This window comes from Aeromonas sp. QDB14 (assembly GCF_027707845.1).
Classification (GTDB): Bacteria; Pseudomonadota; Gammaproteobacteria; order Enterobacterales; family Aeromonadaceae; genus Aeromonas; species Aeromonas caviae.
Genome location: NZ_JAPCJD010000003.1, coordinates 108,361 through 124,151, shown reverse-complemented (window position 1 = coordinate 124,151; position 15,791 = coordinate 108,361). Strand labels below are relative to the sequence as shown.

Annotated in this window: 29 protein-coding genes and 1 rRNA gene; 1 reads left to right on the top strand and 29 read right to left on the bottom strand. The window is 53.7% G+C overall.

Annotated features, from left to right (window positions below; translation table 11 throughout):
* The 29 genes from PG887_RS02060 to rpsJ form a co-directional block, all read right to left on the bottom strand.
* A 16S ribosomal RNA gene (locus PG887_RS02060) occupies positions 1-65 on the bottom strand; the annotation flags it as partial.
* 813 nt (positions 66-878) lie between these two features.
* A complete protein-coding gene (rplQ, locus tag PG887_RS02055; protein WP_005307999.1) occupies positions 879-1,262 on the bottom strand; it encodes a 50S ribosomal protein L17 in 384 nt (127 codons plus the stop codon).
* Between the two features lie 43 nt (positions 1,263-1,305).
* A complete protein-coding gene (locus tag PG887_RS02050) occupies positions 1,306-2,295 on the bottom strand; it encodes a DNA-directed RNA polymerase subunit alpha (protein WP_005307997.1) in 990 nt (329 codons plus the stop codon).
* Between the two features lie 25 nt (positions 2,296-2,320).
* Positions 2,321-2,941: a 30S ribosomal protein S4 gene (gene rpsD, locus PG887_RS02045; RefSeq protein WP_010672568.1), complete on the bottom strand. Its 621-nt coding sequence runs from the start codon at positions 2,939-2,941 to the stop codon at positions 2,321-2,323.
* 39 nt (positions 2,942-2,980) lie between these two features.
* A complete protein-coding gene (gene rpsK / locus PG887_RS02040) occupies positions 2,981-3,370 on the bottom strand; it encodes a 30S ribosomal protein S11 (RefSeq protein ID WP_005319702.1) in 390 nt (129 codons plus the stop codon).
* A 14-nt stretch (positions 3,371-3,384) separates the two neighbouring features.
* Entirely contained in the window at positions 3,385-3,741 is a 357-nt protein-coding gene (rpsM, locus tag PG887_RS02035; RefSeq protein WP_005307991.1) for a 30S ribosomal protein S13, read from the bottom strand.
* Between the two features lie 139 nt (positions 3,742-3,880).
* Entirely contained in the window at positions 3,881-3,994 is a 114-nt protein-coding gene (gene rpmJ / locus PG887_RS02030) for a 50S ribosomal protein L36 (RefSeq protein ID WP_005319705.1), read from the bottom strand.
* Between the two features lie 27 nt (positions 3,995-4,021).
* Positions 4,022-5,350 (bottom strand): preprotein translocase subunit SecY, encoded by a 1,329-nt coding sequence (gene secY / locus PG887_RS02025; protein ID WP_010672567.1) that lies wholly within the window; start codon positions 5,348-5,350, stop codon positions 4,022-4,024.
* A gap of 8 nt (positions 5,351-5,358) precedes the next feature.
* Entirely contained in the window at positions 5,359-5,796 is a 438-nt protein-coding gene (rplO, locus tag PG887_RS02020; RefSeq protein ID WP_005307987.1) for a 50S ribosomal protein L15, read from the bottom strand.
* A 2-nt stretch (positions 5,797-5,798) separates the two neighbouring features.
* Positions 5,799-5,978: a 50S ribosomal protein L30 gene (gene rpmD, locus PG887_RS02015; RefSeq protein ID WP_005307985.1), complete on the bottom strand. Its 180-nt coding sequence runs from the start codon at positions 5,976-5,978 to the stop codon at positions 5,799-5,801.
* 6 nt (positions 5,979-5,984) lie between these two features.
* The gene (gene rpsE / locus PG887_RS02010; RefSeq protein ID WP_005340605.1) at positions 5,985-6,485 is read right to left on the bottom strand and encodes a 30S ribosomal protein S5; all 501 of its coding nucleotides are present in this window, start codon (positions 6,483-6,485) and stop codon (positions 5,985-5,987) included.
* 14 nt (positions 6,486-6,499) lie between these two features.
* Entirely contained in the window at positions 6,500-6,853 is a 354-nt protein-coding gene (gene rplR, locus PG887_RS02005) for a 50S ribosomal protein L18 (RefSeq protein WP_010672566.1), read from the bottom strand.
* A 9-nt stretch (positions 6,854-6,862) separates the two neighbouring features.
* A complete protein-coding gene (rplF, locus tag PG887_RS02000; protein WP_010672565.1) occupies positions 6,863-7,396 on the bottom strand; it encodes a 50S ribosomal protein L6 in 534 nt (177 codons plus the stop codon).
* 13 nt (positions 7,397-7,409) lie between these two features.
* A complete protein-coding gene (gene rpsH, locus PG887_RS01995; RefSeq protein ID WP_010672564.1) occupies positions 7,410-7,802 on the bottom strand; it encodes a 30S ribosomal protein S8 in 393 nt (130 codons plus the stop codon).
* Positions 7,803-7,821: 19 nt separating this feature from the next.
* Positions 7,822-8,127, bottom strand: coding sequence for a 30S ribosomal protein S14 (gene rpsN, locus PG887_RS01990; RefSeq protein WP_005331161.1), 306 nt, complete (start codon positions 8,125-8,127; stop codon positions 7,822-7,824).
* A gap of 10 nt (positions 8,128-8,137) precedes the next feature.
* A complete protein-coding gene (rplE, locus tag PG887_RS01985) occupies positions 8,138-8,677 on the bottom strand; it encodes a 50S ribosomal protein L5 (RefSeq protein WP_005331162.1) in 540 nt (179 codons plus the stop codon).
* 13 nt (positions 8,678-8,690) lie between these two features.
* Positions 8,691-9,008, bottom strand: a complete 318-nt coding sequence (gene rplX, locus PG887_RS01980; protein ID WP_005307977.1) for a 50S ribosomal protein L24 — start codon at positions 9,006-9,008, stop codon at positions 8,691-8,693.
* Positions 9,009-9,019: 11 nt separating this feature from the next.
* The gene (gene rplN / locus PG887_RS01975) at positions 9,020-9,388 is read right to left on the bottom strand and encodes a 50S ribosomal protein L14 (protein WP_005307975.1); all 369 of its coding nucleotides are present in this window, start codon (positions 9,386-9,388) and stop codon (positions 9,020-9,022) included.
* Between the two features lie 148 nt (positions 9,389-9,536).
* Positions 9,537-9,785: a 30S ribosomal protein S17 gene (gene rpsQ / locus PG887_RS01970; protein ID WP_005307966.1), complete on the bottom strand. Its 249-nt coding sequence runs from the start codon at positions 9,783-9,785 to the stop codon at positions 9,537-9,539.
* Entirely contained in the window at positions 9,785-9,976 is a 192-nt protein-coding gene (gene rpmC / locus PG887_RS01965) for a 50S ribosomal protein L29 (RefSeq protein WP_005307965.1), read from the bottom strand. Before rpmC ends, rpsQ begins: the two co-directional genes overlap by 1 nt.
* Complete coding sequence (gene rplP, locus PG887_RS01960; protein WP_010672562.1) at positions 9,976-10,389, bottom strand: 50S ribosomal protein L16; 414 nt, start codon at positions 10,387-10,389, stop codon at positions 9,976-9,978. Before rplP ends, rpmC begins: the two co-directional genes overlap by 1 nt.
* A gap of 13 nt (positions 10,390-10,402) precedes the next feature.
* The gene (gene rpsC / locus PG887_RS01955) at positions 10,403-11,116 is read right to left on the bottom strand and encodes a 30S ribosomal protein S3 (RefSeq protein ID WP_005331168.1); all 714 of its coding nucleotides are present in this window, start codon (positions 11,114-11,116) and stop codon (positions 10,403-10,405) included.
* Positions 11,117-11,119: 3 nt separating this feature from the next.
* Entirely contained in the window at positions 11,120-11,464 is a 345-nt protein-coding gene (rplV, locus tag PG887_RS01950; RefSeq protein ID WP_010672561.1) for a 50S ribosomal protein L22, read from the bottom strand.
* A gap of 10 nt (positions 11,465-11,474) precedes the next feature.
* A complete protein-coding gene (gene rpsS / locus PG887_RS01945; protein WP_005307960.1) occupies positions 11,475-11,753 on the bottom strand; it encodes a 30S ribosomal protein S19 in 279 nt (92 codons plus the stop codon).
* 22 nt (positions 11,754-11,775) lie between these two features.
* Positions 11,776-12,597: a 50S ribosomal protein L2 gene (gene rplB / locus PG887_RS01940; RefSeq protein WP_010672560.1), complete on the bottom strand. Its 822-nt coding sequence runs from the start codon at positions 12,595-12,597 to the stop codon at positions 11,776-11,778.
* Positions 12,598-12,612: 15 nt separating this feature from the next.
* Entirely contained in the window at positions 12,613-12,915 is a 303-nt protein-coding gene (gene rplW, locus PG887_RS01935) for a 50S ribosomal protein L23 (RefSeq protein ID WP_005307955.1), read from the bottom strand.
* Complete coding sequence (gene rplD / locus PG887_RS01930) at positions 12,912-13,517, bottom strand: 50S ribosomal protein L4 (RefSeq protein ID WP_005340616.1); 606 nt, start codon at positions 13,515-13,517, stop codon at positions 12,912-12,914. Before rplD ends, rplW begins: the two co-directional genes overlap by 4 nt.
* Before the next feature lie 17 nt (positions 13,518-13,534).
* Positions 13,535-14,167 carry a 50S ribosomal protein L3 gene (gene rplC / locus PG887_RS01925; protein WP_010672559.1) on the bottom strand — a complete coding sequence of 211 codons (633 nt, stop codon included), beginning with the start codon at positions 14,165-14,167 and terminating at the stop codon, positions 13,535-13,537.
* A gap of 22 nt (positions 14,168-14,189) precedes the next feature.
* Positions 14,190-14,501: a 30S ribosomal protein S10 gene (rpsJ, locus tag PG887_RS01920; RefSeq protein ID WP_005307944.1), complete on the bottom strand. Its 312-nt coding sequence runs from the start codon at positions 14,499-14,501 to the stop codon at positions 14,190-14,192.
* 355 nt (positions 14,502-14,856) lie between these two features.
* Here rpsJ and PG887_RS01915 point away from each other — a divergent pair, with 355 nt between their 5' ends.
* Entirely contained in the window at positions 14,857-15,771 is a 915-nt protein-coding gene (locus PG887_RS01915; RefSeq protein ID WP_104452026.1) for a DMT family transporter, read from the top strand.
* Positions 15,772-15,791: the final 20 nt, after the last annotated feature.

Below are 15,791 nucleotides of genomic sequence, written 5' to 3'. Positions count from 1 at the left end.
TCGACTTGCATGTGTTAGGCCTGCCGCCAGCGTTCAATCTGAGCCATGATCAAACTCTTCAATTTAAGTTTGGTTGCCACTCTTTGTTACCAAGGAGTTGGCGGCTCAATGAATTGCTGAATTAACTGCTGCAACTAAAAGTTGCTTTGGTCACTTCATCAGACATTGATATCAAAAATTGTTTTTGATGCTCGATGCTGTGAGTGCCCACACAGATTGCTTGATTCAAATTGTTAAAGAGCGACGCAGCTTTTGGCTGCTGCGGGAGTGGCATTCTACTCAACCGCCTTCTCGAGTCAAGCCTTATTTTCAAAGGCTTTTCTAGGCTACCGACCGGCTTGTTTGCGTTACCGCTTGCCCTGTCGATGGAGGCGCATTATAGGGAGCGAATTCGTTCTGGCAACCCCTCCTCTGCAATAAAATTGTAAAAATCGGCACTTTTTTAGTTATTCATATCCAAACACAGCTTTTATACAACTTTATCCACAGAAACAAGCCCTCAACGGCACTATAGCCACCACACTCCATGACTCATGGCCTACTTATACGACAAATGAACGATGACATTGCCCTACTCTGGGCTATGCAACAGAACCCCTGTCGTTTAGGCAGAGATAAACGACTTAAATATAGAGACTATTGAAAAATCATCTCTCACTTACAAAACGAGGCAGTAGAGGCAGTAGAGGCAGTAGAGGCAGTAGAGGCAGTAGAGGCAGTAGAGGCAGTAGAGGCAGTAGAGGCAGTAGAGGCAGTAGAGGCAGTAGAGGCAGTAGAGGCAGTAGAGGCAGTAGAGGCAGTAGAGGCAGTAGAGGCAGTAGAGGCAGTATCAGAATCCACTAAAAGAAAAGCCGGGACAAGCCCGGCTTTTTCTTTTATCACTCAGCAGCTGCTTCAGCAGCGGCCGGGCGGTCTACCAGCTCAATGTAAGCCATAGGAGCGTTGTCGCCAGCACGGAAACCGCATTTCAGAATGCGAGTATAACCGCCGGCGCGCTCCAGGTAGCGCGGGCCCAGTTCATTGAACAGCTTAGCCACGATCGCGTTATCGCGAGTACGGGCAAATGCCAGGCGACGATTAGCAACGCTATCAGTCTTGGCAAGGGTGATCAGCGGTTCAACTACACGACGCAGCTCTTTTGCCTTAGGCAGAGTCGTCTTGATGATCTCATGACGAACCAGGGAGCTGGCCATGTTGCGGAACATAGCCTGACGATGGCTGCTGTTCCGGTTCAGTTGACGACCACTCAAACGATGGCGCATGACCTTATCCTTCTAACTAAATCTGTGAAACCCGTAATCTGGATTACTCGTCAGCGATGCTGGCGGGCGGCCAGTTCTCAAGGCGCATGCCAAGAGACAGACCACGGGAGGCCAACACGTCCTTGATCTCAGTCAGGGACTTCTTACCGAGGTTAGGAGTCTTAAGCAACTCAACTTCGGTACGCTGTACCAGATCACCAATATAGTGGATAGCTTCTGCCTTCAGACAGTTCGCTGAACGAACTGTCAGCTCCAAATCATCGACAGGACGCAGCAGAATCGGATCAAACTCGGGTTTCTCTTCTTTCTTCTCGGGCACGCTGACATCGCGCAGATCCACGAAGGCTTCCAGTTGCTCTGCCAGAATAGTGGCTGAACGACGGATGGCTTCTTCCGGATCCAGAGTACCATTGGTCTCCATGTCGATAACCAGCTTGTCCAAGTCGGTGCGCTGTTCCACACGTGCCGCCTCGACATTGTAGGCGATGCGAACGATGGGGCTGAACGCGGAGTCCAGCAGCAGGCGACCGATAGGACGCTCTTCATCATCGTTGTGAACACGAGCAGAAGCAGGCACATAACCACGACCGCGCTGAACTTTCAGGCGCATGCTGATCTCAGCATTTGCACCAGTCAGGTGGCAGATTACGTGCTCCGGGTTTACGATCTCGACTTCATCACCGTGAGTGATATCACCAGCGGTAACGGGGCCTGTTCCAGACTTGGTCAGGGACAGAGTTACCTCGTCCTTGCCTTCCAGCTTCACAGCGATACCTTTCAGGTTGAGCAGGATTTCAAGAATGTCTTCCTGTACACCTTCTTTGCTGCTGTACTCGTGCAGTACTCCGTCGATCTCGACTTCAGTAACCGCACAACCGGGCATAGATGACAGCAAAATACGACGCAGGGCATTGCCCAACGTGTGGCCAAAGCCACGCTCAAGCGGCTCGAGAGTCACTTTCGCGTGAGTCGGGCTAACTTGCTCGATGTCAACTAGCCGCGGTTTAAGAAAATCTGTTACAGAACCCAGCATTGTGTCCTCTCTTTAGAAGCTAGCTTTACTTGGAGTAAAGCTCGACGATCAGCTGTTCGTTAATGTCGGCAGACAGGTCGGAACGCTCCGGCAGGCGCTTGAAGGCACCTTCCATCTTAGCAGCGTCAACCTCTACCCAAGTCGGCTTCTCGCGCTGACCAGCAACTTCCAGGGAAGCTTTGATACGCGCTTGCTTCTTAGCCTTCTCGCGAACGCAGATCACGTCCTCAGGGGATACCTGGAAAGAAGGAACATTCACAACGCGGCCGTTTACCATGATGGCTTTGTGGCTCACCAGCTGACGAGATTCAGCACGAGTGGCGCCGAAGCCCATTCGGTAGACGACGTTGTCCAGACGACCTTCCAGCAGCTGCAACAGGTTTTCACCGGTGTTACCCTTTTGACGGGCAGCGTCGCGGTAGTAGTTGCGGAACTGTTTTTCCAATACGCCGTAGATACGACGTACTTTTTGTTTCTCGCGCAGTTGCACACCGTAGTCGGACAGACGCGCTTTACGCGCACCGTGTTGACCAGGAACGGTGTCAATCTTGCACTTAGAATCAATCGCACGAACACCAGACTTCAGGAAGAGGTCGGTGCCCTCACGACGGCTAAGCTTAAGCTTAGGACCGATATATCTTGCCATCTTCTTTCTCCAACAATCCTAGACCAAGTAGCTACAGCGTTACACGCGGCGCTTCTTGGGAGGACGACAACCGTTGTGCGGGATCGGAGTCACATCAGTAATGTTAGTGATGCGGAAACCAGCCGCGTTCAGAGCGCGGATGGAAGACTCACGACCGGGACCCGGACCTTTGACCATGACTTCCAGGTTCTTCACGCCGTATTCTTTGGCGATCTCACCAGCACGCTCAGCAGCTACCTGGGCAGCAAACGGAGTGGACTTACGGGAACCACGGAAACCGGAGCCACCAGAGGTAGCCCAAGACAGAGCATTGCCCTGACGGTCAGTAATGGTCACGATTGTGTTGTTGAAAGATGCATGAACGTGCGCAATACCGTCGCTCACTTGCTTTTTAACGCGCTTGCGAGCACGAGTCGGAGTTTTAGCCATTTTCTACCTTCCCGTTACTTCTTGATAGCCTTGCGCGGACCCTTACGGGTACGAGCGTTGGTCTTGGTACGTTGACCACGAACAGGCAGGCTACGACGGTGACGCAAACCACGGTAGCAACCCAGATCCATCAATCGCTTGATGTTCATGGAAATCTGACGACGCAGGTCACCTTCGACGGTGAATTTACCTACTTGTTCACGCAGACTCTCGATCTGAGCTTCGTCCAGGTCTTTAATTTTCACATTCTCAGCGATACCGGCTGCGGCACAGATGGCCTTGGAGCGGGTACGACCGACGCCATAAATAGCAGTCAACGCAATGACTGCATGTTTATGGTCAGGAATGTTAATGCCAGCGATACGGGCCACTATTCACTCCTACATATAGTAGATAACGACCACCACAAAGCCCGTGAGCGGATACGTGGCGGTCAACCAATACACAACAAAAGTTGGCTGGCTATATTAGCCAGCACAACTATTTGTTGCAAGTACTAACCGTAAAAAATTAGCCTTGGCGCTGTTTATGCTTTGGCTCGCTGCAAATCACACGCACCACACCGTGACGCTTGATGATTTTGCAGTTACGGCAGATTGCCTTAACGGAAGCACGAACTTTCATTGCTTAACTCCGTAACTACGCCGACCTTTAGCGGCCGTAGCCCTTCAGGTTGGCCTTCCTCAGGACGTCGCCATATTGATGAGACATCATATGGGTCTGAACCTGAGCCATGAAGTCCATGATAACTACCACGATAATCAGCAGCGAGGTGCCACCGAAGTAGAACTGTACGTTCCAGGCAGTCATCAGGAACTGGGGTACCAGACAGATAAAGGTAATATAGAGCGCACCTGCCAATGTCAGGCGAGTCATAACCTTATCGATGTAACGTGCTGTCTGCTCGCCCGGGCGGATCCCCGGGATAAAGGCTCCACTCTTCTTCAGGTTATCTGCTGTCTCGCGGGGGTTGAACACCAGCGCGGTATAGAAGAAGCAGAAGAAGATAATGGCTGCTGCATAGAGCATCTCGTACAAGGGCTGACCCGGCTGCAGGACCATAGAGACCTGTTGCAGAATGTCAGCGATCTTGCCCTCGCCCTGACCAAACCAGGAGGTAATGGTACCCGGGAAGAGGATGATGCTGGATGCGAAAATCGCAGGAATCACACCGGCCATATTCACTTTCAACGGCAGGTGTGTGCTTTGCGCAGCGAATACCTGGCGGCCTTGTTGACGCTTGGCATAGTTAACGACGATACGACGCTGACCACGCTCCACGAACACCACAAAGTAAGTCACAGCGAAAACAATCAAGCCCAGCAACAACAACAGCAGGATGTGCAATTCCCCTTGACGTGCCTGTTCGGCCGTAGCGCCAATGGCATGAGGCAGACCGGCGACGATACCTGTGAAGATAATCAACGAGATACCATTACCAATCCCACGCTCGGTAATCTGTTCACCCAACCACATCAAGAACATGGTACCGGTGACCAGACTCACAACGGCTGTGAAATAGAAGCCCAAACCCGGATGAGTCACGAGTCCTTGCATCATATTCGGCAGACCTGTTGCAATACCAATGGCCTGGAACGTTCCCAAAACCAGCGTGCCCCAACGGGTATATTGGCTAATCTTGCGACGGCCGGATTCACCTTCTTTCTTGAGTTCAGCAAGAGCAGGGTGAACCACAGTCAGCAGCTGGATAATAATCGACGCCGAAATGTACGGCATGATCCCCAGTGCAAGAATAGAAGCACGCGAGAGTGCACCACCACTGAACATGTTGAACATCTCAATGATGGTGCCCTTCTGTTGTTGGAACAACTCGGCCAGTACGGCGGCGTCAATACCAGGGATCGGCACATAAGAGCCTGCACGGAACACGATAATTGCCCCGAGAACGAAGAGCAGACGGCTCTTCAGTTCGCTCAGACCACCTTGTGCTTTAACATCCAATCCTGGTTTCTTAGCCATTGTACTGATTATTCCTCGATTTTACCGCCAGCGGCCTCGATGGCTGCACGTGCACCCTTGGTGACGGACAGACCACGAACGGTCACAGCACGGTCAATGTTGCCAGACAGAACAACTTTAGCGAACACGATGTTTTTGGTAATAACACCGGCTTGCTTCAGAGTGCTCACGTCGACCACATCACCTTCTACCAGGGCGATTTCGTTCAGGCGCACTTCGGCAGAAACCAAAGATTTGCGAGAGAAGAAACCGAACTTCGGCAGACGGATTTTCAAAGGCATCTGGCCGCCTTCGAAACCGTTGCGGACCTTGCCGCCACCGGAACGAGAGGTCTGACCTTTAACACCACGACCACCGGTCTTGCCCAGACCAGAACCGATACCACGGCCCGGACGGTGCTTGACGCGCTTGGAGCCAGCGGCCGGAGACAGAGTATTCAGACGCATGCTTAGCCCTCCACCTTAACCATGTAATAAACCTGGTTGATCATGCCGCGTACGCAGGGAGTATCTTCCAGCTCAACGGTGTGACCAATGCGACGCAGACCCAGACCACGCAGAGTCGCCTTGTGCTTTGGCAGACGGCCGATAGAGCTGCGAGTTTGAGTTACTTTTACAGTGTTAGCCATGTCGCATTACCCCAGAATTTCTTCAACGCGCAGACCACGCTTGGCCGCGATCTGTTCCGGTGATTGACCGTGAACCAGAGCGTCGACAGTTGCGCGAACAACGTTGATTGGGTTGGTGGAACCGTAGGTCTTGGCCAGCACGTTGTGGATACCAGCAACTTCCAGTACGGCACGCATGGCGCCGCCTGCAATGATACCAGTACCTTGGGAGGCCGGCTTCATGAACACGGTGGAACCAGAGTGAACGCCACGCACCGGGTGGTGCAGGGTGCCGTTGTTCAGCTCAACCTTGTTCAGGTTACGCTTAGCCTGTTCCATCGCCTTTTGAATGGCGGCCGGAACTTCACGGGCCTTACCGTAACCGTAACCTACACGGCCGTTACCATCACCCACCACGGTCAACGCGGTGAAGGACATGATACGACCACCTTTAACAGTTTTCGAAACACGGTTTACTGCAATGAGCTTTTCTTGCAGTTCGCCGGCTTGAGATTCGACTTTAGCCATCTTCGACTCCTAGCTTAGAACTGAAGACCAGCGTCACGAGCAGCGGCAGCCAGAGCGGCTACACGACCGTGATACTTGAAACCGGAACGATCGAAAGATACGTTCTGAACGCCTTTGGCAATAGCACGCTCAGCGATAGCCTTACCTACAGCGGTAGCAGCATCTGCGTTACCGGTGTATTTCAGAGCTTCACTGATGGCTTTCTCTACTGTGGAAGCAGAGGCCAGAACTTCGGAACCGTTGGCTGCAATAACCTGCGCATAGATATGACGCGGGGTACGGTGAACAACCAGACGGGTAGCTCCCAGTTCCTGCATCTTTTTCCGAGCACGAGTAGCACGACGGAGACGAGCTGCTTTCTTGTCCATAGTGTTACCTTACTTCTTCTTAGCTTCTTTAGTACGCACTTGCTCGTTGGCATAGCGTACACCCTTGCCCTTGTAGGGCTCCGGAGCGCGGTAAGCACGGATATCGGCGGCGACTTGGCCAACCAGCTGCTTGTCCACACCACGCAGAACGATCTCGGTGGCGGACGGACATTCAGCGGTGACACCAGCCGGCAGCGCATGCTCTACCGGGTGAGAGAAGCCCAGTGCCAGCGCAACAGCATTGCCCTTGATGGAGGCTTTGTAACCTACACCAACCAGCTGCAGCTTGCGCTCGAAGCCTTGGGTAACACCGACTACCATGTTGTTGACCAATGCACGGGCAGTACCGGCCTGAGCGTCAGCACCAGCGATGCCATCGCGCGGGGCGAACTTCAGTACATTGTCTTCTTTGGTCACTTCTACACCGGCGTGGATGGAACGAACCAGGGAACCCTTGCCACCTTTGATGGACAGTTCTTGGCCGTTCAGAGTCACCTCTACGCCAGCAGGAATAGTGACGGGTGCCTTAGCAACGCGAGACATTTCCGACCTCCTATTAAGCGACGTAGCAGATGATCTCACCACCCATGCTTGCCTTGCGGGCAGCACGGTCGGTCATCACACCTTTAGACGTGGACACGATAGCAACACCGAGACCGCCCATGACTTTCGGCAGATCAGTAGTGCGCTTGTAAATACGCAGGCCGGGACGGCTCACGCGTTGGATCAGTTCTACAACCGGCTTGCCCTGGAAATACTTCAGTTCGATTTCCAGTTCCGGTTTCACGTCACCAGCTACGTTGTAGCCAGCGATGTAACCTTCTTCTTTCAGCACTTTGGCGATAGCCACTTTCAGCTTGGAAGAAGGCATGGAAACCGCAACTTTGCTCGCCGCCTGACCGTTACGGATGCGGGTCAGCATATCCGCGATCGGATCTTGCATGCTCATAGTCTAACTCCCGAGATTCTTACCAAGAGGCCTTTTTGAGGCCCGGAATTTCGCCCTTCATGGCATGCTCACGCACCTTGATGCGAGAGAGGCCAAACTTCCGCAGGAAACCGTGCGGACGACCAGTGATGTTGCAACGGTTACGCTGGCGGGACGGACTGGAATCACGGGGCAGCTGTTGCAGTTGCAAGACAGCATCCCAACGCGCTTCTTCAGAAGCGTTCATATCAACGATGATAGCTTTCAGCTCGGTACGCTTGGTCGCGAACTTGGCTGCCAGCTTCGCACGCTTTGCTTCACGTGCTTTCATGGATGTTTTAGCCATAACCCTAACCTTACTTGCGGAATGGGAAGTTAAAGGCAGCCAGCAGAGCACGGCCTTCTTCGTCGGTATTCGCGGAAGTGGTGATGGTGATATCCAGACCACGGACGCGATCGACCTTGTCATAGTCGATTTCCGGGAAGATGATTTGCTCACGCACGCCCATGGAGTAGTTACCACGGCCATCGAACGCCTTGGCGTTCAGACCACGGAAGTCACGGATACGCGGTACGGAGATGCAAATCAGCCGTTCCAGGAACTCCCACATACGCTCGCCACGCAGGGTTACTTTACAACCTATCGGGTAGCCTTCACGAATCTTGAAGCCCGCAACAGATTTGCGTGCTTTGGTGATCAGCGGCTTCTGACCGGAAATGGCAGCCATATCGGCAGCAGCATTTTCCAGCAACTTCTTGTCAGAGATCGCTTCACCAACACCCATGTTCAGGGTGATTTTCTCGATCCGAGGGACTTGCATGATAGTCTTGTAACCGAACTGCTTGGACAGTTCATTTACTACATCGGATTTGTAGTAATCATGCAGTTTCGCCATCGTTAAACTCCAATTACTTCACAAGTTCGCCGGTGGATTTGAAGAAACGGACTTTCTTGCCGTCTTCAATCCGGAAACCAACGCGGTCAGCCTTGCCAGTGGCAGAGTTGAACAGCGCGACGTTAGATACATCGATGGGGGCTTCTTTGGTGACGATGCCGCCAGCCTGACCCAGTGCGGGTACCGGCTTTTGGTGTTTCTTCACCTGGTTGATGCCTTCCACGATTACCTTACCTTTTGCAATCAGGACTTGAGTGACTTTGCCACGCTTGCCCTTGTCTTTGCCGGTAAGAACAATTACTTCGTCTTCGCGACGGATTTTAGCTGCCATCGTTCGACTCCTTACAGTACTTCGGGTGCCAGGGACACAATCTTCATGAACTTCTCGTTACGGAGTTCACGGGTCACCGGGCCAAAAATACGAGTACCGATTGGCTGTTGGTTGTTGTTAAGCAACACAGCCGCATTGTTGTCGAAACGGATGACAGAGCCGTCCGGACGACGAACGCCTTTACGGGTGCGTACGACCACCGCGTTATACACATCACCTTTCTTCACTTTACCGCGAGGAATGGCTTCCTTGATGGAAACCTTGATGATGTCGCCGATGCCGGCATAACGGCGGTGCGAACCACCCAGAACCTTAATACACATTACACTGCGAGCGCCGGAGTTGTCGGCAACACCCAGCATACTTTGCATCTGGATCATCTTAGTGCTCCGCTTTGTTTACTTCTTATCCCTGATGGGATCTGGCTGCCTTCAAAAGGCGCGAAACTATAACACAGCTATTTTTGAAAAGGTAGCCTAAAAAACAAACGGCCCCGATGGGGGGCCGTTTGGGCTAAAAAGTACCGAATTAGGCCTTTTCTACGACAGCAACCAGGGTCCAGGACTTGGTCTTGGACAGCGGGCGGCACTCGCGGATTTCCACGAGATCGCCAGCCTTGCACTCGTTGTTCTCGTCATGCACGTGCAGCTTGGTAGTACGCTTGATGATCTTACCGTAGATCGGGTGCTTTACCTTGCGCTCGATAGCGACGGTGATGGACTTGTCCATCTTGTCGCTGATTACACGACCTTGCAGAGTACGGATCTTGTCAGTCATTACGCACCTGCCTTCTCAGTCAGTACAGTCTTGATACGTGCGACGTCACGACGCACTTGTTTCAGAGTGTGAGTCTGAGCCAGCTGGCCGGTGGAAGCTTGCATGCGCATGTTGAATTGCTCACGCAGCAGACCCAGCAGCTCCTGGTTCAGTTCTTCGACGCTCTTTTGACGCAGATCTTGGGCTTTCATCACATCACCGTCTTAATTACGAAAGTGGTCTGAACAGACAGCTTAGCTGCGGCCAGGGCAAACGCTTCACGCGCCAGAGCCTCAGGTACACCATCCATCTCGTACAGAACCTTGCCAGGCTGGATCGGGCAAACCCAGTATTCCACGTTACCCTTACCTTTACCCATACGAACTTCGAGGGGCTTTTCGGTGATGGGCTTGTCCGGGAACACACGGATCCAGATCTTGCCTTGACGCTTAACGTGACGGGTCATGGCACGACGGGCTGCTTCGATTTGACGAGCAGTCAGTTGACCACGAGATGTCGCCTTCAGGCCAAAGGTACCGAAGGATACTTCGTTACCGGCATTGGCCAGACCGCGGTTACGACCCTTGTGGGTCTTGCGGAATTTAGTACGCTTAGGTTGCAACATTTACCGAATCTCCTTACTTGGCAGCGCGGCGCTTGTTGTCACGCTTGGGCTTCGCAGGAGCTTGCTCTTGAGCAGCGGCAGCATTGACTGCAGCCAGACCGCCCAGAACTTCGCCCTTGAAGATCCAAACTTTAACGCCGATCACACCGTAAGTGGTGTGGGCTTCAGAAGTTGCGTAGTCGATGTCGGCGCGCAGGGTGTGCAGGGGCACACGACCTTCACGGTACCATTCGGTACGCGCGATTTCAGCGCCGCCCAGACGGCCGGAAACTTCCACTTTGATGCCCTTGGCACCCAGGCGCATGGCGTTCTGTACGGCGCGCTTCATAGCACGACGGAACATTACGCGACGCTCCAGCTGGGAAGTGATGCTGTCGGCAACCAGTTTGCCATCCAGCTCCGGCTTGCGGACTTCGGAAATGTTGATCTGAGCAGGCACGCCAGCGATTGCGGCTACAGCTTTGCGCAGTTTTTCAACGTCTTCGCCTTTCTTGCCGATCACGACCCCCGGACGAGCGGTGTGAATGGTCACACGGATGCTCTTGGCCGGACGCTCGATAGTGATCTTGGACAAGGAAGCGTTTTTCAGCTCCTTGGTCAGGAACTGGCGTACTTGGAAATCGCTGTACAGGTTGTCAGCGAAGTCTTTGGTGTTCGCGAACCAGGTAGAATTCCAAGGCTTGGTAATACCCAGGCGAATGCCATTAGGATGTACTTTCTGACCCATTGCTTATCTCCCAGCCTTAGCGTCGGATACCACTACAGTGATGTGAGCGGTACGCTTGAGGATACGATCCGCGCGACCTTTGGCACGCGGGCGGATGCGCTTCATGGAGGGACCTTCGTCTACCATGATGGTGGCAACACGCAGGGTGTCGATATCGGCACCTTCGTTGTGCTCAGCGTTGGCAATGGCAGATTCCAGCACTTTCTTCACCAGAACAGCAGCCTTTTTCGGGCTGAAGGTCAGGATGTTTAGAGCCTTGTCTACGGACAGACCACGTACTTGATCGGCTACCAGACGAGCTTTCTGGGCAGAAGTACGGGCATAACGGTGTTTAGCGATAGCTTCCATCATTTATCCCTTAGCGCTTCTTAGCCTTCTTATCAGCAGCATGGCCGCGATAAGTACGAGTCGGTGCGAATTCACCCAGTTTGTGACCGATCATTTCTTCGGTAACGAAAACCGGAACGTGCTGACGACCATTATGGACAGCGATGGTCAAACCGATCATGTTCGGGATGATCATTGAACGACGGGACCAGGTCTTAACCGGCTTTTTATCCCCGCTTTCCACCGCTTTCTCTACCTTCTTCAGCAAGTGCAGGTCGATAAATGGACCCTTCTTGAGAGAACGTGGCATGGTGATTCCTCTATGTTAACAATTACTTGTTACGACGACGTACGATGTACTTGTCGGTACGCTTGTTCTTACGGGTCTTGAAGCCCTTAGCCTTCTGGCCCCATGGGGACACAGGCTGCATGCCCTTGTTACGACCCTCACCACCACCGTGCGGGTGATCAACCGGGTTCATCGCCATACCGCGAACGGTCGGACGAATACCACGCCAGCGGTTAGCACCGGCTTTACCCAGTTGACGCAGCATGTGCTCGGAGTTACCCACTTCACCGATGGTAGCGCGGCACTCGGCCAGAACTTTACGTACTTCGCCGGAACGCAGACGCAGAGTTACATAGTTACCTTCACGAGCCAGGATCTGGATGAAAGTACCAGCGGAACGAGCCAGCTGGGCACCTTTACCAGGCTTCATCTCAACGGCGTGAACGGTAGAACCGACCGGGATGTTGCGCATCGGCAGGGTGTTACCTACCTTGATGGCAGCATCAGCACCAGAGGCGATTGCATCACCAGCTTTCAGGCCTTTCGGAGCCAGGATGTAACGACGCTCACCGTCTGCATACAGCACCAGGGCGATGTTTGCGGTACGGTTAGGATCGTATTCCAGACGCTCAACTTTGGCCGGAATGCCGTCTTTGTCGCGCTTGAAGTCGATCAGACGGTAGTGTTGCTTGTGACCACCACCGATGTGACGAGTGGTGATACGACCGTTGTTGTTACGGCCACCGGACTTGCTTTTGCTGTCCAGCAGAGCGGCGAAGGGCTTGCCCTTGTACAGCTCTTGGTTGACGATCTTGACGACGTGGCGGCGGCCCGGAGAAGTAGGCTTGCACTTAACGATTGCCATTTTTCAGAACTCCTCTTACTCGGCTGCGCCCATGAAGTCGATGTCCTGACCAGCTTTCAGGGTCACATAAGCCTTTTTCCAATCGGAACGACGGCCTACGCGTGCACCTGCGCGCTTGGTCTTACCCTTCATGTTCAGGGTACGGACGGTCTCAACTTCGACCTCGAACAGTTTCGCAACTGCAGCTTTGACTTCCGCCTTGGTGGCATCAACAGCAACTTTGAACACGATAGTGTTCTGCTTTTCTGCGACCATGGTGCTCTTTTCAGAGATGTGCGGAGCCTTCAGAACTTTCAGCAGACGCTCTTCACGGATCATGCCAGCATCTCCTCGATTTGCTTAACTGCGTCAGCAGTCATCAGAACCTTGTCGAAAGCGATCAGGCTGACCGGGTCGATACCGGCAACGTCACGCACGTCAACTTTGTACAGGTTACGAGCAGCCAGGAACAGGTTCTCATCGACTTCAGCAGTCACGATTAGAACGTCAGTCAGTTCCATTTCTTTCAGCTTGGCGATCAGTTCTTTGGTCTTCGGCGCTTCGATGCCGAACTTCTCAACAACGATCAGGCGCTCTTGACGTACCAGCTCGGACAGGATGCTACGGATAGCGCCGCGGTACATCTTCTTGTTTACTTTCTGGCTGTGATCTTGCGGCTTAGCAGCAAAGGTCACACCACCGGAACGCCAGATGGGCGAACGGATGGAGCCAGCACGGGCACGACCAGTACCCTTCTGACGCCACGGCTTTTTGCCGCCACCAGACACTTCAGAGCGAGTCAGCTGCGCACGAGTACCCTGACGGGCACCAGCGGCATATGCAACGACAACCTGGTGAACCAGAGCTTCGTTGAATTCGCGCCCGAAGGTAGTCTCGGAAACTTCAAGAGCGCTCTTGGCGTCTTTCATTACCAATTCCATTACTATCTCCTCAGACGTTACGCTTTGACGGCAGGTTTGACGATCACGTTGCCGTTGGTTGCACCCGGTACTGCGCCTTTGATGAGCAGCAGGTTGCGTTCAGCGTCAACACGAACCAGTTCCAGGTTCTGAGTCGTTACACGCTCAGCACCCATGTGACCAGCCATCTTCTTGCCCTTGAATACACGGCCCGGGGTCTGGTTTTGACCGATGGAGCCAGGTACACGGTGGGACAGGGAGTTACCGTGGGTCATATCCTGGGTACGGAAGTTCCAGCGCTTAACAGTACCGGCAAAACCTTTACCCTTGGATGTGCCGGTAACGTCTACCAGCTTAACGTCAGCGAGAAGATCTACTTTCAGCTCGCTACCAACAGTGAAAGTTTCACCGTTGTTCAGGCGGAATTCCCACAGACCGCGACCGGCTTCTACACCAGCTTTGGCGAAGTGGCCAGCTTCCGGCTTGGTTACGCGGCTGGCTTTCTTGGCGCCAGTGGTAACCTGAATAGCGTTGTAGCCGTCGGTTTCTACAGATTTGACCTGAGTTACACGGTTAGCTTCAACTTCGATAACAGTCACCGGGATAGAAACGCCATCTTCAGTGAAGATGCGAGTCATACCCACTTTGCGACCTACAAGACCGATTGTCATTGTTATCAACCTCTTTCCGTAATTAACCCAGGCTGATCTGGACGTCTACACCAGCTGCCAGATCCAGACGCATCAGAGCGTCAACGGTCTTGTCAGTCGGTTCAACGATGTCTACCAGACGCTTGTGAGTGCGGATCTCGTACTGATCACGCGCGTCTTTGTTGACGTGCGGGGAGATCAGAACGGTGAAACGCTCTTTGCGAGTCGGCAGCGGGATAGGACCGCGAACCTGCGCGCCAGTGCGCTTAGCAGTTTCAACGATTTCCGCAGTGGATTGATCGATCAGGCGATGATCAAAAGCCTTCAGGCGGATACGGATTCTTTGGTTCTGCATTGACAGAGCTCCAATAGATAAAAGAACATAAATCAACACCGCCCGACCGGGATTACTCCCGCCAGAGGTGTGATTTTTCACGTTTCCTCCCATATCGGGAGGACTGTATGGCTGGCAACTCGTAAACGGGAAGCTCAGCAAGCAGACATATCGTCTGGCTGCCTCACGGGCAAGCGGAGAGGATTATACGGATTTTTTCCACTCACGCAAGTGAAGGCGGACAGATTGTGCGCAATTTTATGTGACAGATGGATCTCGCCAACGGCTGGGCAAGCCCTTGCCTGGCAGGGGTAACGACAATGTTGCAAACAGGCTGATAGACTGCGCCCTCGCCCCTGTCTGCGGAACCCATCCCATGCTCAAGAATCAGAAGAAAGCCTACCAGTACGGGCTCTGTGCCGTCGCCCTCTGGTCCACGGTGGCCAGCGCCTTCAAGATCTCCCTCGCCTACTTTGAACCGGTACAGCTGCTGCTGGTCGCGGCCTGCACCTCGACCCTGACCCTGGGGTGCATCGTGGCCTGTCAGGGCAAACTGCCGCTACTGCTCGACTACATCAAGAGTCGCCCCCTCTACTACCTCGCTCTCGGGGTCCTGAACCCCTTTCTCTATTACCTGCTGCTGTTCAAGGCATATGATCTGCTGCCCGCCCAGCAGGCGCAGACTCTCAACTACACCTGGGCCATCACCCTCAGCCTGCTGGCCGTTCCCTTCCTCGGTCAAAAGCTGCGCCGCCGCGATGGCGTCGCCATCGTGCTCGGCTATTTCGGCGCCCTGGTGATCGCCACCAGGGGGAACGTGTTCGGTCTGCAGTTCGACAGTCCGCTCGGCGTCACGCTGGCGCTGGTGTCGACCCTGATCTGGGCCGGTTACTGGATCCTCAACACCCGCAATCAGGGGGATCCCGTCGTCAGCCTGCTGCTCGGCTTCCTCATCAGCCTGCCCTTCATCATCGTGGCGACCTGGTTGCTCTCGGACTTTGCCATGACTGCCTGGCAGGGATGGGCTGGCGCCATCTATGTGGGGCTGTTCGAGATGGGTTTCGGTTTCGTGCTCTGGCTGATGGCCCTGCGCCACGCCACCAACACGGCCCCCATCAGCAACCTTATCTTCATCTCGCCGTTTGCCTCTCTGGTGCTGCTCAACCTGTTGATCGGCGAAACCATTCACCCGGCAACCCCCATCGGGCTGGTTCTCATCGTCGCCGCCCTGCTTATCCAGCAACTCAAATATGGCAAGCGCTACCGCAAGGTGAGCGACCCCCACCCCTGACAGACAAAGGGCGTATCCCT

What these genes read in the sequence shown, in the direction of transcription:
- rplQ (WP_005307999.1), bottom strand. Translation starts at nt 1,262, where the DNA reads ATGCGCCATCGTTTGAGTGGTCGTCAACTGAACCGGAACAGCAGCCAT.
- PG887_RS02050 (WP_005307997.1), bottom strand. Translation starts at nt 2,295, where the DNA reads ATGCTGGGTTCTGTAACAGATTTTCTTAAACCGCGGCTAGTTGACATC.
- rpsD (WP_010672568.1), bottom strand. Translation starts at nt 2,941, where the DNA reads ATGGCAAGATATATCGGTCCTAAGCTTAAGCTTAGCCGTCGTGAGGGC.
- rpsK (WP_005319702.1), bottom strand. Translation starts at nt 3,370, where the DNA reads ATGGCTAAAACTCCGACTCGTGCTCGCAAGCGCGTTAAAAAGCAAGTG.
- rpmJ (WP_005319705.1), bottom strand. Translation starts at nt 3,994, where the DNA reads ATGAAAGTTCGTGCTTCCGTTAAGGCAATCTGCCGTAACTGCAAAATC.
- secY (WP_010672567.1), bottom strand. Translation starts at nt 5,350, where the DNA reads ATGGCTAAGAAACCAGGATTGGATGTTAAAGCACAAGGTGGTCTGAGC.
- rplO (WP_005307987.1), bottom strand. Translation starts at nt 5,796, where the DNA reads ATGCGTCTGAATACTCTGTCTCCGGCCGCTGGCTCCAAGCGCGTCAAG.
- rpmD (WP_005307985.1), bottom strand. Translation starts at nt 5,978, where the DNA reads ATGGCTAACACTGTAAAAGTAACTCAAACTCGCAGCTCTATCGGCCGT.
- rpsE (WP_005340605.1), bottom strand. Translation starts at nt 6,485, where the DNA reads ATGGCTAAAGTCGAATCTCAAGCCGGCGAACTGCAAGAAAAGCTCATT.
- rplR (WP_010672566.1), bottom strand. Translation starts at nt 6,853, where the DNA reads ATGGACAAGAAAGCAGCTCGTCTCCGTCGTGCTACTCGTGCTCGGAAA.
- rplF (WP_010672565.1), bottom strand. Translation starts at nt 7,396, where the DNA reads ATGTCTCGCGTTGCTAAGGCACCCGTCACTATTCCTGCTGGCGTAGAG.
- rpsH (WP_010672564.1), bottom strand. Translation starts at nt 7,802, where the DNA reads ATGAGCATGCAAGATCCGATCGCGGATATGCTGACCCGCATCCGTAAC.
- rpsN (WP_005331161.1), bottom strand. Translation starts at nt 8,127, where the DNA reads ATGGCTAAAACATCCATGAAAGCACGTGAAGCAAAGCGTGCGAAGCTG.
- rplE (WP_005331162.1), bottom strand. Translation starts at nt 8,677, where the DNA reads ATGGCGAAACTGCATGATTACTACAAATCCGATGTAGTAAATGAACTG.
- rplX (WP_005307977.1), bottom strand. Translation starts at nt 9,008, where the DNA reads ATGGCAGCTAAAATCCGTCGCGAAGACGAAGTAATTGTTCTTACCGGC.
- rplN (WP_005307975.1), bottom strand. Translation starts at nt 9,388, where the DNA reads ATGATCCAGATGCAAAGTATGCTGGGTGTTGCCGACAACTCCGGCGCT.
- rpsQ (WP_005307966.1), bottom strand. Translation starts at nt 9,785, where the DNA reads ATGACTGACAAGATCCGTACTCTGCAAGGTCGTGTAATCAGCGACAAG.
- rpmC (WP_005307965.1), bottom strand. Translation starts at nt 9,976, where the DNA reads ATGAAAGCCCAAGATCTGCGTCAAAAGAGCGTCGAAGAACTGAACCAG.
- rplP (WP_010672562.1), bottom strand. Translation starts at nt 10,389, where the DNA reads ATGTTGCAACCTAAGCGTACTAAATTCCGCAAGACCCACAAGGGTCGT.
- rpsC (WP_005331168.1), bottom strand. Translation starts at nt 11,116, where the DNA reads ATGGGTCAGAAAGTACATCCTAATGGCATTCGCCTGGGTATTACCAAG.
- rplV (WP_010672561.1), bottom strand. Translation starts at nt 11,464, where the DNA reads ATGGAAGCTATCGCTAAACACCGTTATGCCCGTACTTCTGCCCAGAAA.
- rpsS (WP_005307960.1), bottom strand. Translation starts at nt 11,753, where the DNA reads ATGCCACGTTCTCTCAAGAAGGGTCCATTTATCGACCTGCACTTGCTG.
- rplB (WP_010672560.1), bottom strand. Translation starts at nt 12,597, where the DNA reads ATGGCAATCGTTAAGTGCAAGCCTACTTCTCCGGGCCGCCGCCACGTC.
- rplW (WP_005307955.1), bottom strand. Translation starts at nt 12,915, where the DNA reads ATGATCCGTGAAGAGCGTCTGCTGAAAGTTCTGAAGGCTCCGCACATC.
- rplD (WP_005340616.1), bottom strand. Translation starts at nt 13,517, where the DNA reads ATGGAATTGGTAATGAAAGACGCCAAGAGCGCTCTTGAAGTTTCCGAG.
- rplC (WP_010672559.1), bottom strand. Translation starts at nt 14,167, where the DNA reads ATGACAATCGGTCTTGTAGGTCGCAAAGTGGGTATGACTCGCATCTTC.
- rpsJ (WP_005307944.1), bottom strand. Translation starts at nt 14,501, where the DNA reads ATGCAGAACCAAAGAATCCGTATCCGCCTGAAGGCTTTTGATCATCGC.
- PG887_RS01915 (WP_104452026.1), top strand. Translation starts at nt 14,857, where the DNA reads ATGCTCAAGAATCAGAAGAAAGCCTACCAGTACGGGCTCTGTGCCGTC.